This window comes from Geobacillus stearothermophilus ATCC 12980 (assembly GCF_030369615.1).
Lineage (GTDB): Bacteria > Bacillota > Bacilli > Bacillales > Anoxybacillaceae > Geobacillus > Geobacillus stearothermophilus.
In genome coordinates this window covers 1,090,679-1,104,995 of record NZ_CP128494.1, presented here as the reverse complement: position 1 = coordinate 1,104,995, position 14,317 = coordinate 1,090,679, and the positions used below count along the sequence as shown (strand labels likewise).

General features: G+C 53.7%; 10 protein-coding genes and 2 pseudogenes. All 12 read right to left on the bottom strand.

The annotated features are described in order from the left end of the window. Window positions 1-143 precede the first annotated feature (143 nt). Window positions 144-575 (bottom strand): YlbF/YmcA family competence regulator, encoded by a 432-nt coding sequence (locus QSJ10_RS05920; protein WP_033012165.1) that lies wholly within the window; start codon window positions 573-575, stop codon window positions 144-146. Window position 576: 1 nt separating this feature from the next. After that, window positions 577-2,148 carry a tRNA (N6-isopentenyl adenosine(37)-C2)-methylthiotransferase MiaB gene (miaB, locus tag QSJ10_RS05915; RefSeq protein WP_033017278.1) on the bottom strand — a complete coding sequence of 524 codons (1,572 nt, stop codon included), beginning with the start codon at window positions 2,146-2,148 and terminating at the stop codon, window positions 577-579. Window positions 2,149-2,373: 225 nt separating this feature from the next. After that, a complete protein-coding gene (locus QSJ10_RS05910) occupies window positions 2,374-3,240 on the bottom strand; it encodes a 2-oxoacid:ferredoxin oxidoreductase subunit beta (RefSeq protein ID WP_033017277.1) in 867 nt (288 codons plus the stop codon). Beyond that, on the bottom strand, window positions 3,207-4,979 hold the full coding sequence (locus QSJ10_RS05905) for a 2-oxoacid:acceptor oxidoreductase subunit alpha (protein ID WP_053532780.1): 1,773 nt from the start codon (window positions 4,977-4,979) through the stop codon (window positions 3,207-3,209). The genes QSJ10_RS05910 and QSJ10_RS05905 overlap by 34 nt, the downstream gene beginning before the upstream one ends. 487 nt (window positions 4,980-5,466) lie before the next feature. After that, on the bottom strand, window positions 5,467-6,390 hold the full coding sequence (locus QSJ10_RS05900; RefSeq protein ID WP_033017458.1) for a dipeptidase: 924 nt from the start codon (window positions 6,388-6,390) through the stop codon (window positions 5,467-5,469). A 93-nt stretch (window positions 6,391-6,483) separates the two neighbouring features. Next, window positions 6,484-6,744 carry a stage V sporulation protein SpoVS gene (gene spoVS, locus QSJ10_RS05895; protein WP_003251598.1) on the bottom strand — a complete coding sequence of 87 codons (261 nt, stop codon included), beginning with the start codon at window positions 6,742-6,744 and terminating at the stop codon, window positions 6,484-6,486. 129 nt (window positions 6,745-6,873) lie between these two features. Beyond that, a complete protein-coding gene (locus tag QSJ10_RS05890; protein ID WP_033017459.1) occupies window positions 6,874-7,668 on the bottom strand; it encodes a TIGR00282 family metallophosphoesterase in 795 nt (264 codons plus the stop codon). Between the two features lie 188 nt (window positions 7,669-7,856). Beyond that, window positions 7,857-9,413, bottom strand: a complete 1,557-nt coding sequence (gene rny / locus QSJ10_RS05885) for a ribonuclease Y (RefSeq protein WP_033012175.1) — start codon at window positions 9,411-9,413, stop codon at window positions 7,857-7,859. A 432-nt stretch (window positions 9,414-9,845) separates the two neighbouring features. Then, a pseudogene (gene recA, locus QSJ10_RS05880) lies at window positions 9,846-10,601 on the bottom strand (recombinase RecA); the annotation flags it as partial. A 1,355-nt stretch (window positions 10,602-11,956) separates the two neighbouring features. After that, window positions 11,957-12,244, bottom strand: a pseudogene (locus tag QSJ10_RS05875) (recombinase RecA); the annotation flags it as partial. 177 nt (window positions 12,245-12,421) lie between these two features. Next, window positions 12,422-13,666, bottom strand: a complete 1,245-nt coding sequence (locus QSJ10_RS05870) for a competence/damage-inducible protein A (protein WP_053532334.1) — start codon at window positions 13,664-13,666, stop codon at window positions 12,422-12,424. A 27-nt stretch (window positions 13,667-13,693) separates the two neighbouring features. After that, window positions 13,694-14,272, bottom strand: a complete 579-nt coding sequence (gene pgsA / locus QSJ10_RS05865; RefSeq protein ID WP_033016861.1) for a CDP-diacylglycerol--glycerol-3-phosphate 3-phosphatidyltransferase — start codon at window positions 14,270-14,272, stop codon at window positions 13,694-13,696. Between the last annotated feature and the right edge of the window lie 45 nt (window positions 14,273-14,317).

Genomic DNA, 14,317 nt, shown 5'->3' with positions numbered 1-14,317 from the left:
TTCCGTATAGTTCATTGTATGCGCCTGCTCCGTTCGATGTGCCTTCTTTTTTGCCGCCAGGCAGCCGCCCGCGGTTTGGGGGAAGGGAGAGCGCGCCCATAAGAAAAAAAGCGCCCCGAAGGACGCTTTTGAGCCGCATGCCATTAATGGCAGCCGCCGTGCTTGTTGTAGCGAAGGGCAGCACCTGTTTCGCCGCGCAGCACATCGCCGCCCGTCGAAGCGAGAATTTCATCGGTCACCGTATTCGAAATCGTCGAGGCGACGAGCTGAAGCAGGTCGTTCACCTCAGCTTGCGACTGCTGGAACTCGCCCACGATCGGAATTTGTTCGAGCTGCTCGTAAATGGCGTCAATTTTGGCCTCGACCTGCTTGAGCGCCTCATGTTTGCCGTAGTGTTGCAAGTTGACGGCTTGTTTTTGCAGCGATTTTAGTTCGTTGATCAATGTGCGCACTTTTTCATTTTGGTGGATTTTTTCCTCCGCTCGTTTGAAAAAGTCGACTTCCTCGGTTTCGGCGATCATTTTCGCCAACTGCTTCGCCTGCGCCAGCACTTCATCCCGCGTATATTTCGCCATATCAGTTCACCTCGATCGCTTCATTCACGAATTCGCCCGTCAGCGTCCACGTTTTCGCTTCTGTAATGCGCACGTTGACCAATTGGCCAATGAGCGATTTGGGGCCGACGAAGTGGACGAGCTTGTTTTTGCGTGTGTAGCCGGCCAGCACGTCCGGGTTCGTTTTGCTTTCGCCTTCGACGAGCACTTCGACGACTTGGCCTTCGTATTGCTTCATTTTCTTGGCCGCGATTTCTTGAACAAGGTCGTTGAGCCGCTTGAGCCGCTCTTTTTTCACTTCCATCGGCACGTTGTCCTTCATGTTCGCCGCCGGCGTGCCTTCGCGCGGCGAGTAAATGAACGTATACGCTGAATCAAACTCCACTTCGCGGTAAAGCGACAGCGTTTCTTCAAACTGCTCGTCCGTCTCGTTCGGGAAGCCGACGATGATGTCCGTCGTCAACGCGACGTCCGGAATGGCGGCTTTAATTTTGCGGACGAGCTCCAAGTACTCCTCGCGCGTATATTTGCGGCCCATCATTTTTAAAATTTCTGTGCTGCCCGATTGCACCGGCAGATGGATATGCTCAACCAAGTTGCCGCGTTTGGCGAGCACTTCGATGAGCCGGTCGTCAAAGTCGCGCGGATGGCTCGTTGTGAAGCGGATGCGGGCAATGTCAATTTTGCGCAGCTCATCCATTAAATCGCCAAGGCCGTACTGGATGTCGGTGAAGTCTTTCCCGTAAGCGTTGACGTTTTGCCCAAGCAGCGTGATTTCTTTATAGCCTTGGGCGGCGAGCTGGCGCACTTCTTGGATGATGTCTTCCGGACGGCGGCTTCGCTCCTTGCCGCGCGTATACGGAACGATGCAATACGTGCAAAACTTGTCACAGCCGTACATAATATTGACCCATGCTTTAATGCGGCCTTTTCGCGCTTTCGGCAAGTTTTCGACAACGTCGCCTTCTTTCGACCACACCTCGACAACCATTTCTTTTGACATATATGCTTCATGCAAAATGTAAGGAAGTCGATGGATGTTGTGCGTGCCGAAAATCATATCAACATATTGGTATTGCTTTAAAATTTTATTAACGACCGCTTCTTCTTGCGACATACAGCCGCACACGCCAAGAAGCAAGTCCGGATTGGTCGTTTTGAGCGGCTTTAAGTAGCCGAGCTCGCCGAACACTTTGTTTTCCGCGTTTTCACGGATCGCGCACGTGTTGAGCAAAATGACGTTTGCCTCTTCCGGACGGTCGGTCGGCTCATAGCCGAGCGCCATGAAAATGCCGGCCATCACTTCCGTATCATGTTCGTTCATCTGGCAGCCGTATGTGCGGATGTAAAACTTCCGCCCGCGCCCCATGCCGCGGAACTCGTCCGGAATCGCAAAGTCTTTTACATATTGAATTTCCTCTTTGCCGCGCTTTTTCGCTTCTTTCAAATTCGGCGGCAAAAACACTTTCGTGAAATATTTCTCGTAGTCTTTCGTCGTTTTTTCCTTCAGCCGGTCCAAGGCGGATTTTCTGTCCGCTGGATGGCTTGCCGTCTCAATTTGCGCTGTTTGTTCCAACCGTTGTTTTTCGTTCATCGCAATCTCCTTTCCTCATTCGTAATAATGTAGATCGCAGGCGCTTTGTTGGCCGCCCGCCTTCCTCGCAAATTTCTTCCATCACACACTACCATAGTATAGCGTCAACCGTCATGAAACACAATGGGATTTATTCCGGATGTCCGGAACACGCTATGATAACAAAAAACGCCCGATGAGGCAAGCCCCCCATCGAGTGTGAATCACTTCCAATCTTTCTATATGTTACATAAACTCTGCTACAAGCTCGGCAAACTTTTCTTTGCTCAATTTCAAATCGGCTTCAGTAAGCGGTGTATCACGGTAGCCCGGGACGAGTTCTTGGTATGATTTTTGCTCTTTATTTTGGTAAATGAGCCCGGTGACAAGCCCGTCGTATTTCATCACCGTCTGCATCGCCATCGCCCGGTCGGACGGGTCGTACCCTTCAATGTCGCTCACTTTCACCAGCCGCTCTTTAAACCATTCGTACGTGTTGACTTTATTGTACGTGACGCACGGGCTGAAGACGTTAATGAGGGAAAATCCTTTATGTTTGATGCCTTCTTCAATTAAGCTTGTCAACTCTTTTAGGTCGCTTGAAAAGCTTTGCGCCACAAACGTCGCTCCGGCGCTTAACGCGATTTCAAGCGGCGACAACGCCGGCTCGATCGACCCTTGCGGCGTACTTTTCGTTTGAAACCCGGTGGCGCTGCGAGGCGATGTTTGGCCTTTTGTCAGCCCGTAAATTTGGTTGTCCATGACGATATACGTGATGTCAATGTTGCGGCGAATGGCATGAACCGTATGCCCCATGCCGATCGCAAACCCATCACCGTCGCCGCCGGCGGCGATGACCGTCAAGTTGCGGTTCGCCATTTTCACCCCTTGGGCGAGCGGCAAGGCGCGGCCGTGCGTGCCGTGAAACCCATAGGAATGAATGTAGCCGGAAATGCGGCCGGAGCAGCCGATCCCGGAAATGACCGCGAGTTCGTGCGGCTCCAAACCGAGGTTGGCAGCGGCGCGCTGAATGGCGGCCTGAACGGAAAAGTCGCCGCAGCCCGGACACCAGTTTGGCTTCACATCATTGCGGAAATCTTTAAAGGTGGCCATTGTGCTAACAACTCCTTGCATTTAGTATAGACATTGCCCGGCAAAAACGGATTGCCGTCAAATTTCAAGACGCTGGCGATTTTGTCCGCATGCCCGACATGCATTTTCAACAAGCTTGCCAATTGCCCGGTCGCTTTTTGCTCAACGACGACGACCCGCTTCGCTTTTTCGACAAGCGGCCGCACGTCGTCAACCGGGAACGGATGAAGCAGGCGGATGTGCGCATGGTTGACTTTAACACCGTCCTGCTCGAGGCGTTCGATCGCTTCCTCAATCGCTCCGCGCGTCGATAAAAAGCCAACAAGGAGCAAATCCGGTTCTTCGTGGCGGAGTTGTTTGTGCACCGGCGTCGGGAAGTGGATGTGCTCGAGTTTGCGCAGCCGCTTTTCCATTTGCGTCCGGCGGTTCGCTGCCGTTTCCGACGGGCGGCCCGTTTCGGCATGCTCGACCCCGGTGACGTGGTGGATGCCGTGTTTCGTTCCCGGCAGCACCCGCGGCGAAATGCCGTCCGGCGTCACCTCATATCGTTTGAAGTTGTCTTTGCCCGGAAGCGGCGGCAATTCCTCGCTGACGAGTTTGCCGCGGCGAATCTCGATCCGGTCGTAATCGAGCGGCTCGACCGTTTGTTTGCCGAGCGACAGCTGCAAATCCGACAAGAAAATGACCGGACACTGATATTCTTCAGCCAAGTTGAACGCTTCTGCCATGTCATAAAACGCTTCTTCAACCGTGCTTGGCGCCATGACGATTTTCGGGATTTCCCCGTGCGTGCCGTAAATCATCGCAAGCAAGTCCGATTGTTCTTGCTTCGTCGGCAAGCCGGTGCTCGGGCCGCCGCGCTGCGTGTCAACCACAACAAGCGGCGTTTCTGTCATTCCGGCTAAGCCGATCGCTTCAGCCATGAGCGACAGACCCGGACCAGCGGAAGCGGTGAACGCCCGGGCGCCGGCGTAGTTGGCGCCGATCGCCATCGTGCAGGCGGCGATTTCGTCTTCTGTTTGGATGACCGTGCCGCCGAGATCCGGAAGCTTTTTAATTAAATACTCCATAATTTCCGAGGCGGGGGTGATCGGATACGCCGCCATAAAGCGCGCCCCGCCGGCCAAGGCGCCCAAGGCGATCGCGTCGTTGCCGATCATGAACATCCGCTGTTTGCCGTCCGCTTTTGCCAGTTTCATAGGTTCGACGCGCCCGCCCAACAGCTCTTTCATATATTCGGCTCCGGCGCGGATCGCTTCCATGTTTTTCTCGACGACTTGCGCCCCTTTGCGGCCAAACGTGTCGGCGACAACGCTTTCGAACACGGCCGGATCCAATCCGAGCACTGCACTCGTCGCGCCGATGGCAACCATGTTTTTCATGAGCGAGTTACCAAGGCTTGTGGCGATATCAGTAAACGGAACGGCATAAAGGACGACCCCTTCCCGCTCCGGAATGACCGGATTGAACTTGGCGTCCGCCATGACGATGCCGCCGCTGTGCAGCTCGTGAAAGTTGAAGTCAATCGTCTCTTGGTCGAACGCCACCAAGATGTCCAAATCGTCTGCGACCGCCCGCACCGGCTTCGTGCTGACGCGGATTTTGTTGTTCGTATGACCCCCTTTGATGCGTGAAGAAAAATGACGGTATCCATATAAGTAATATCCGAGGCGGTTCAGCGCTGTGGAAAAAATTTCTCCTGTACTTTCAATTCCTTCCCCTTGCTGGCCGCCCACCTTCCATGACAGCTGTTCGATCATGCTTACACCCCTTCATATTCACTCCAGCCTTTCGCTACTATTGTACCACTTTTCTGACAAGGAAACTATCATTTTGAACGCCTTTTTCAGCCGGCACCGCGGATGCCCTGTCTTCTATATAGACTCCCATGACAAAAAAATTTCGTCACCATCGGAAGGATGAAAAGACCTCTATGTTGAATTTTACAACTTTACACATTTTGGAGTTCGGGTATTTTCAGGATAGATGCAACGAAGAAGTTTAACATATCCTTGACGGAAAAGCGGTTTGTCCATTTTCGACTGTCGAAGGCAAGCCATAGGCTTGCCCCGTCACGCCAAGGCGTGACGGAAGACCGAACAACCACCTGCTTCACAGACCCATATATGGGTCTGTGAATCGGCGTTGTTCGGTCGCCTGACAGTCGATAAAAGCTGCAAATGGTAAATCTTCAAATTGCATCTATAATATTTTAGGATACGCAGATCCGATACTCCGTGATATTCGTCACTCCGGTAAATGGGCGTAGAAGTTGCCGAATAAAAAGCGGGATGCTTGTTCGGCGGAGTAATGCTTGTACAACTCATTGACGAGCTGGTCGTATTGCTTCACCGTTTCAAGGCCGGAAACCGTTTCCGTAATGCCGTCAAAGTCGGAGCCGAACCCGACGTTGTTTTCCCCTCCGAGCGCACATACATGGTCAAGATGGCGAAGCACATCGGCGATCGTTGCTCTCCGTTTGTCCTTCGTTAAAAAGTACGGGACAAAATTGATGCCAATCATCCCGTCTTTTTCAATCAGCGCTTTCAGCTGCTCGTCCGTCAGATTGCGCGGATGCGGGCAGAGGCGATGGGCGTTCGAATGAGAAGCGATCGGAAAACAGGCTGTTTCGATCACATCCCAAAACGCTCTTTCCGACAAATGGGACACATCGACCCACCGCTTTGTTTCATTGAGCAGCTCGACGACTTGCCGGCCAAACGCGGTCAAGCCGGCGCCGCGCTTCTCCCACGCCCCGTCGGCGACGGCGTTTGGAAAGTTCCACGTCAGGCCGACAGAAGCGACGCCGAGGCGAAGAAGCGTCTTTAACTTGACAAGGTTGGCACCGATGGCGTCGCATCCTTCGAGCGTCAACATCGCGCCAATTTCCCCTTCTTTCAGTGCGGCGATATCCTGCTTCGTCCGCACAAACTTGACGGACGGGAACGCCTCGACGATGCGGGCAAAGAAAATGTCCACCATCTCCAATGCCGCTGTGAACCGGGCTTCTTCCGGCACGGTTTCCGGCACGTAAATGGCAAAACATTGCACTTTTATTCCCGCTTCCGCCATGCCAGAAAAGGTGACATGAAGCGGTGCCCCATCGTGAAACGACAACGACCGGTCTTGCCATAGCTTCATGAGCGCATCACAGTGGACATCGAAAATCATTCGTTTTCCCCCTTAAAAAAGCAAAAATAACCTGCCTGCCTTCTACAGCGAAGGCGCCAACAGGTTATATTTTACCATTGACTCATCATCGAGTTAACGAGGTTCGACGATTAATTTAATGGCGGTCCGCTCTTCTCCGTCAATAATAATATCGGTAAACGCCGGAATGCAAATCAAGTCCATGCCGCTTGGTGCCACAAACCCTCGTGCGATCGCTACTGCCTTAACGGCTTGGTTCAATGCACCTGCACCGATCGCCTGAATTTCCGCCGCGCCGCGCTCGCGCAGCACCCCGGCAAGTGCACCGGCTACAGAGTTCGGATTCGACTTTGCTGAAACTTTTAATATTTCCATTTCTAGCTCCTCCCTCGTCCCCTTGAAAAATAGATTACGGTAAAATGTCTTCACTGTAACTATATTCACTGTTTCGACAACTATTCCTGCTGAGGAGAAGCTTGTTTTTAAAATTTTTTAAAGAAACGATTATTCAAAATATGGGTGGTCGTCATTAATGATCAACCGTTCAATGCCAAGCGCACGCCCGCTTTTTCCATCAACATCGACAAGCACCGCGTTCAGCTGGCTTCGTCCTTCCTTGACGCCGAACCGGACCGGCAGTCCGGTTAAAAATTTGCGCAGCACCGCGTCGCGGTCAACCCCTAAAATGCCGTCATACGGGCCGGTCATGCCGACATCGGTAATGTACGCCGTACCCTTCGGCAAAATGCGATTGTCCGCCGTCTGAACGTGCGTATGCGTGCCGATGACGGCCGACACGCGCCCATCCAAGTGCCAGCCCATCGCCTGTTTTTCGCTTGTCGCCTCAGCGTGAAAATCAACAATGATGACCGACGTGCGCGTCGAGGCAGCGGCAATCAATTCATCCGCTTTTTGAAACGGACAGTCAATCGCCGGCAAAAACGTCCGCCCTTGCAAGTTGATGACCGCCGCCTCCCCTTGCTCGGTCGGCACGTAGACGATGCCTTTTCCCGGTGTGCCGGGCGGATAGTTCGCCGGGCGGATGAGCGCCTTCGCCTGATCGATGAATTCAAAAATATCACGCTTGTCCCACGCATGGTTGCCTAATGTCACAACATGGGCTCCTTGGGCCAAAAACGCCCGGTAAATCGGCTCGGTGATCCCTTTCCCGCCGGCGGCGTTTTCACCGTTGATGATGACGATATCGGGACGGTGTTTTTCTTTTAATTTCGGCAAATAATGCTCGACCATTTTTTGCCCCGGCGAACCGACGACATCGCCGATAAATAAGATTCTCATGATCGATCCCTTTCTAATCAAAAAAATATGGCGCTTCGCTTCAAAGGTGGCGCGGATCCATTGTACTTTCTCATTTTACGCACAAAAAACATCCATGAGTAAGCTTTTACTCGCCACCCAAGCATGAAAATAACCGCTCATGGATTCATTATTTTCAAAGAAAAATAAAGTGGCAATAGGATGCCACTTTATTTCGCATATTCGACCGCGCGCGTTTCACGGATGACGGTCACTTTAATATGGCCCGGGTAGTCGAGCTCTTCTTCAATCCGTTTGCGGATGTCACGCGCCAACCGGTGCGCTTCCAAATCGTCGATCATATCCGGCTTGACCATGATGCGCACTTCGCGGCCGGCCTGGATGGCGTACGATTTTTCCACGCCTTCGTACGATTCCGCGATTTCCTCCAGTTTCTCTAAGCGGCGAATATAGTTTTCCAGCGTCTCGCTACGCGCTCCCGGCCGCGCTGCGGAGAGCGCATCCGCCGCCGCCACAAGCACCGCGATGACCGATGTCGGCTCGGTGTCGCCATGGTGGGAGGCGATGCTGTTGATGACGACGGGATGTTCTTTGTACTTCGTCGCCAGCTCGACGCCGATCTCCACGTGGCTGCCTTCAACCTCATGGTCGATCGCCTTGCCGATATCATGAAGCAAGCCGGCCCGGCGCGCCAACATTTCGTCTTCTCCGAGTTCGGCCGCCATCAGTCCGGCTAAAAACGCCACTTCCACCGAATGTTTCAAGACGTTTTGTCCGTAGCTCGTCCGGAACTTCAGCCGCCCTAAAATTTTGATCAAATCCGGATGCAAGCCATGGACGCCGACTTCAAACGTCGTCTGCTCACCGACTTCGCGAATGTGCTCATCGACTTCGCGGCGCGCCTTTTCCACCATTTCTTCAATGCGCGCCGGGTGGATGCGTCCGTCTTGCACAAGCTTGTCTAACGCGATGCGCGCCGTTTCGCGGCGAATCGGATCAAATCCGGACAAAATCACCGCTTCCGGCGTATCATCGATAATTAAATCGATGCCAGTCAGCGTCTCAAGCGTGCGAATGTTCCGCCCTTCGCGCCCGATGATCCGCCCTTTCATTTCATCGTTTGGCAAGTTGACGACGGACACCGTCGTTTCGGCGACATGGTCGGCGGCACAGCGCTGGATGGCCAGCGACAAAATCGCTTTCGCCCGCTTGTCCGCTTCCTCTTTCGCCCGCGTTTCCGCCTCTTTGATCATCATGGCAATCTCATGGGACAGTTCTTTTTCAACGCGTTCCAAAATGAGCTGGCGCGCATCGTCACGCGTCAGGCCGGAAATGCGTTCGAGTTCGGTTTGTTGCTGCTTCACGAGCGCTTCCACTTTGCTTTCCATTTGTTCAATATGCTGTTGTCTTTCGTTTAACGCTTCTTCCTTCGCTTCAAGCAGCGCCTCGCGTTTGTTGAGCGCTTCATCTTTGCGATCGAGGTTTTCCTCCTTTTGCATCAAGCGGTTTTCTTGTTTTTGGAGCTCGCTTCTCCGGTCGCGGATGTCGCGCTCCGCTTCCGTCCGCAATTTATGAATCTCGTCTTTCGCTTCGAGAAGCGCCTCTTTTTTCAAGGCGTCCGCCTCGCGTCTCGCCTCTTCAATCAGCTGCTCGGCAGCTGCTTTCGCGCCGCCGATTTTCGCTTCGGCAATCGATTTGCGAACAAAAAAGCCAACAACGGCACCAATGACTAAGGCAAGCAAAGCGGAGATGATGATCGAACCCATCGTTTCACCTCCTCTTGCTATTTCGTTTTCCCTTGCGCCTTCTTCGCGCCATCGTCCGACGCAGATGGACATTCCCGTTTTCAACCCATTGGCTTGGTCGTTTGCCTGGCCATTTCCACGCGCCCCCGCATCCAAGCAGTACGCCGCTGCGGGCGGTCACGCGACCCTGCCGTGTACATGGATAAATATACATGTTCATTGTAAAGGCGGCGGTAGGAATTGTCAAGATATTACACAGGAGCCCTTCTTAAGCCGCGGCACACAGAGCGTTCTGCTCTTCCTCTTCTTTTTGGCAAAATGCGAAAAGAAACAGAACCGCCTGCAAGTTAGTCGGGCGTCCTCCGGCATATCCTGCAAAGGGACGTGAATGGCCGTTCCGTTTCGGCAGCTAGGAAAAAGGCGCCCCAGTCATGCCAGGACGCCTTCCGTCTGTTATTCCTCAAGCAGCCCAAATTCGTCTTGCATCGGTTCGCCGCCTGCTTCGCCATCATCGATGCCGTAATGTTTGCGGATGGCGCGGGCGATTTCTTCGGCGATATGCGGGTTTTCTTTCAAAAATTGTTTTGCATTCTCCCGACCTTGGCCGAGCCGTTCGTCTTTGTACGAATACCATGAGCCGCTTTTTTGCACAATGTCAAGTTCAGACGCCATATCGATGATTTCCCCTTCGCGGGAAATGCCCTCGCCGTACATAATGTCGACGTCAGCCGTTTTAAACGGCGGCGCGACTTTGTTTTTGACGACTTTGATTTTCGTCTTGTTGCCGACCATATCATTGCCTTGCTTGATTTGCTCGGCGCGACGAACCTCTAGGCGGACGGAAGCGTAAAACTTGAGCGCCCGCCCGCCCGGCGTCGTTTCCGGGTTGCCAAACATGACGCCGACTTTTTCGCGAATTTGGTTGATGAAGATGGCGATCGTTTTTGACTTGTTAATGGCGCCGGACAGCTTGCGAAGCGCCTGGGACATAAGCCGCGCTTGCAGGCCGACGTGAGCGTCCCCCATCTCCCCTTCAATTTCCGCTTTCGGCACGAGCGCCGCCACCGAGTCGATGACGATAATATCGACCGCGCCGCTTCGCACGAGCGCTTCCGCGATTTCGAGCGCCTGCTCGCCCGTGTCAGGCTGGGAAAGCAGCAATTCATCGATATTGACCCCTAATTTTTGTGCATAGATGGGGTCGAGCGATAGCGATAGGTAATAGTCACCCTCGGCATTACCCGGAGGGGCTATTTTCCCCCGCTTCACACCGTGCGTGCGAGTTTCCCCGCACACGGCGTTCCATCGAGTACCCCGGTTACTAATCCGCTCTAGACTTTACTATATAGACTCCCATGACAAAAAAATTTCGTCACCATCGGAAGGATGAAAAGACCTCTATGTTGAATTTTACAACTTTACACATTTTGGAGTTCGGGTATTTTCAGGATAGATGCAATTTGAAGATTTCCCATTTGCAGCTTTTATCGACTGTCAGGCGACCGAACAACGCCGCTTCACAGACCCATATATGGGTCTGTGAAGCAGGTGGTTGTTCGGTCTTCCGTCACGCCTTGGCGTGACGGAGAAGTCTAGGGCTTGCCTTCGACAGTCGAAAATGGACAAACCGCTTTTCCGTCAAGGATATGTTAAACTTCTTCGTTGCATCTATATAGTGTACGCACTTTCTGTATTCCTCGAGTTTACTTATTGTGTAATGGCGTACATCTTGTCTTGTAGGTCGCGGAATTCCTGCTCCGACCTAGGAATGATTAGTTCTTGAAACGTTTGGTTGATAGTATCAAATCCTTTCTAGCGGATTTGTACCATACACGTTTTTAGTCAGTTTTGCTCACCGAAACCCTTACGGATTTCCTCACGGCTTCCTAATCATTGTCTGGGTTAGTAACCTAGGGTACTCGACTATGCCCCTTCGCTCCGCAGGATTTACCCTGCTTCATCACTACTACGGGCTGCTGCCCCACCCCTTCAGCAGTCATTTCCTCCTGCTTAGCGGCATCGGGATGCGCATCCCTTGGCATCCGCTGGGGTGGTTCACCTGTACCGCATCACCTATCCTTGCATGCTCCCTTAGGCTCCACCTCTGACCCGTCAGCCGCCTTTCTACCCATGGTTGGAGGGCTCAAGGCAAAGATCCTCTACGGGATCAATCCAGACTCGGCAAACACGAATACCTCATCCAGGGCTGAACCTCACTTAGGAGGTGAGCGCCTTCTTTTTTCGGCGCCCCACGCCTTACGAGCCGTACTTCCGGTGGTTCGTTCCAACGCTATGCGTTCTCTAGCCATAGGAGCTTTATGGACCCCCGGCTACTTCGCTAACCGCTTCTCAGGTCTGCTTTTCGCCGTCCTCTCCGAGCTTCGTACAGTCATGTTGCGCACCATGACCGCACGTCGGGGTATTAGGGCGGGAATGCCAACCTTCATTCCCGTCTCGGATTTTCACCGAGCTCTCGGTGATGCAGTTAGGACCTACTCATGCTCAGTCCCGCTGACTTTTCGCACGGCGTTTCCGCCATACTTCAGTCAGCAACAGGTCGCACCGTGCTCTGCGTCGATGAAAGCTGCTTGCCCGCCCCGCTTTTGCACTTCAGCGATCGCGTGAAGGGCAACGGTCGTTTTCCCGGACGATTCCGGGCCGTAAATTTCCACAATCCGCCCGCGCGGATAGCCGCCGACTCCTAACGCGATGTCGAGCGCCAGCGAACCGCTCGGCACGACCGACACTTTGCGGTCGACTTGCTCGCCGAGTTTCATGATGGCCCCCTTGCCAAACTGTCGTTCAATTTGTTTTAATGCCTGCTCCAATGCAGCTTGACGATCTTGGTTCACTAACCTACTCCTCCTTATTCTAGGACTACTTATACTATACCGCGTTTTGCGGCCATTGCCAAGCAAAAAACGAACGTCCATTCGTTTTTTCAGTGGAGAAACTAGCAACAATCGCCATACTCATGCGGTGGAAAAAACGATGTGCGGTGGAGAATGGAGAAGGAAGGGGGAGGCCGATCAGCAGTCGGCCGCGAGCATCTCAAGCAGAAAAAAACAGCCGTATTTGGCGGTGCGGATGCGAATGGCATCACGCGTGCCGGACAGCATCAGACGGTGGACAGTCGCATCGCGCCCGCGGACGGCGATGCCGACATACACGGTGCCGGGCGGGTGGCCCTCAAGCGGATCGGGTCCGGCGACGCCGGTGAAGCTGATGCCGATATCCGCATCGCACATCGCGCGGACGTTTTCAGCAAGCAAACGGGCGCACGGCTCGCTCACCGCCCCTTCTGCCTCAAGCAGCGGGCGCGGTATGCCAAGCACCTGTTCTTTGACGCCGTTTGTGTAGCAGACGACACCGCCCTGCACGACTTGCGACGCGCCGGGGAGGGCGGTGAGCTGTTCGAGGAAAAGGCCGCCGGTCAAACTTTCGGCCGACGCGATCGTCCATCCTCTTTCTTTTAACCGCTCGAGCGTCTTTGTAAACAACGTTTCATCGTTATATCCGTAGCAGTGGCGGCCGACACGCGCCAAAATGGCCGATTCCACTTCGTCAAGAAGCCGCTTCGCCTCCGCCTCATCCTGATGCTTCGCTGTCAGACGAAGCGTCACTTCACCGTCGCCGGCCAGCGGCGCGATCGTCGGGTTCGACTGGGCGTCGATCAAGTCGGCGATCGCCGTCTCGAGCGCCGACTCGCCGATGCCGAAAAAGCGGAGGACGCGCGACTCGATGCGCTCGGAAAGCGAAAACGTACGGCGCAAAAAGGCGTTTCCGTATTTTTTGAACATCGGCCGCATTTCTTTCGGCGGCCCGGGCAGCAGCATGTACGTAATGCCGTCTGCCACAAGCGCCATCCCTGGCGCCATGCCGTGCTCGTTTTTCAGCACCGTCGATCCTTCCAAGACGAGCGCCTGCTTTTTATTGTTTTCTGTCATCGGCCGGTTTGTGCGGGCAAAATACACCTCAATCGCTCGGAGCGCTTCCTCGTCGATCACGAGCCGGCGGCCGAGCAGGCGGGCGATCGTTTCTTTCGTCAGGTCATCTTTCGTCGGGCCGAGTCCTCCGGTAAAAATGACCAAGTCCGCCCGCGTTTGCGCAATTTTCACCGCCTGTTCGAGGCGGCTGGCATTGTCGCCGACAACCGTATGGAAATAGACGTTAATGCCCAAGGCGACGAGCTGCTGCGACAAAAACTGGGCGTTTGTATTGGCAATTTGCCCGAGCAGCAGTTCGGAGCCAACGGCAATGATCTCCGCGTTCAACAGACTTTTCTCCCCCTTTGTGGCCGGCTATTTCGAATGGGAAAACGCATGTCTGTTTTTCGCAAAATAATCCCAGCCAGACCAAATCGTAAAAATGACCGCCACCCACAGCGCCAATTCAGCGAACGGAAACGAAATGAGCGAGAATGGGAAGTTATGCAACAATAAAGCGGAAATGGCGACAATTTGCGTCCATGTCTTGATTTTGCCAAGCATGTTGGCAGCGACGACTTCCCCTTCCCCGGCGAGCACGAGCCGCAGGCCGGTAACGGCAAATTCGCGGCTGATGATGACGATCACCATCCAAGCCGGAGCGGCGCCGAGTTCAACGAGCACGATAAGCGCTGCTGACACAAGCAGTTTATCGGCAAGCGGATCTAAAAATTTTCCTAAATTCGTCACCAACCCGTATTTGCGGGCATAGTAGCCATCGATCCAGTCCGTGGCTGAGGCGATGATGAAAATGAGCGCACCGGCAAGATGGGCAACCGGAAGCTCTGTCCCGCCGATTTGGATGCTTCCCCACCCGAACGGAACGAGCATCACGATCAAGAAAAACGGGATGAGCATAATGCGCGCTACCGTAATTTTATTCGGCAAGTTCACCACAAATACCTCCGCTCATTCAACATAGTTCAGTCCGTGCGAAAA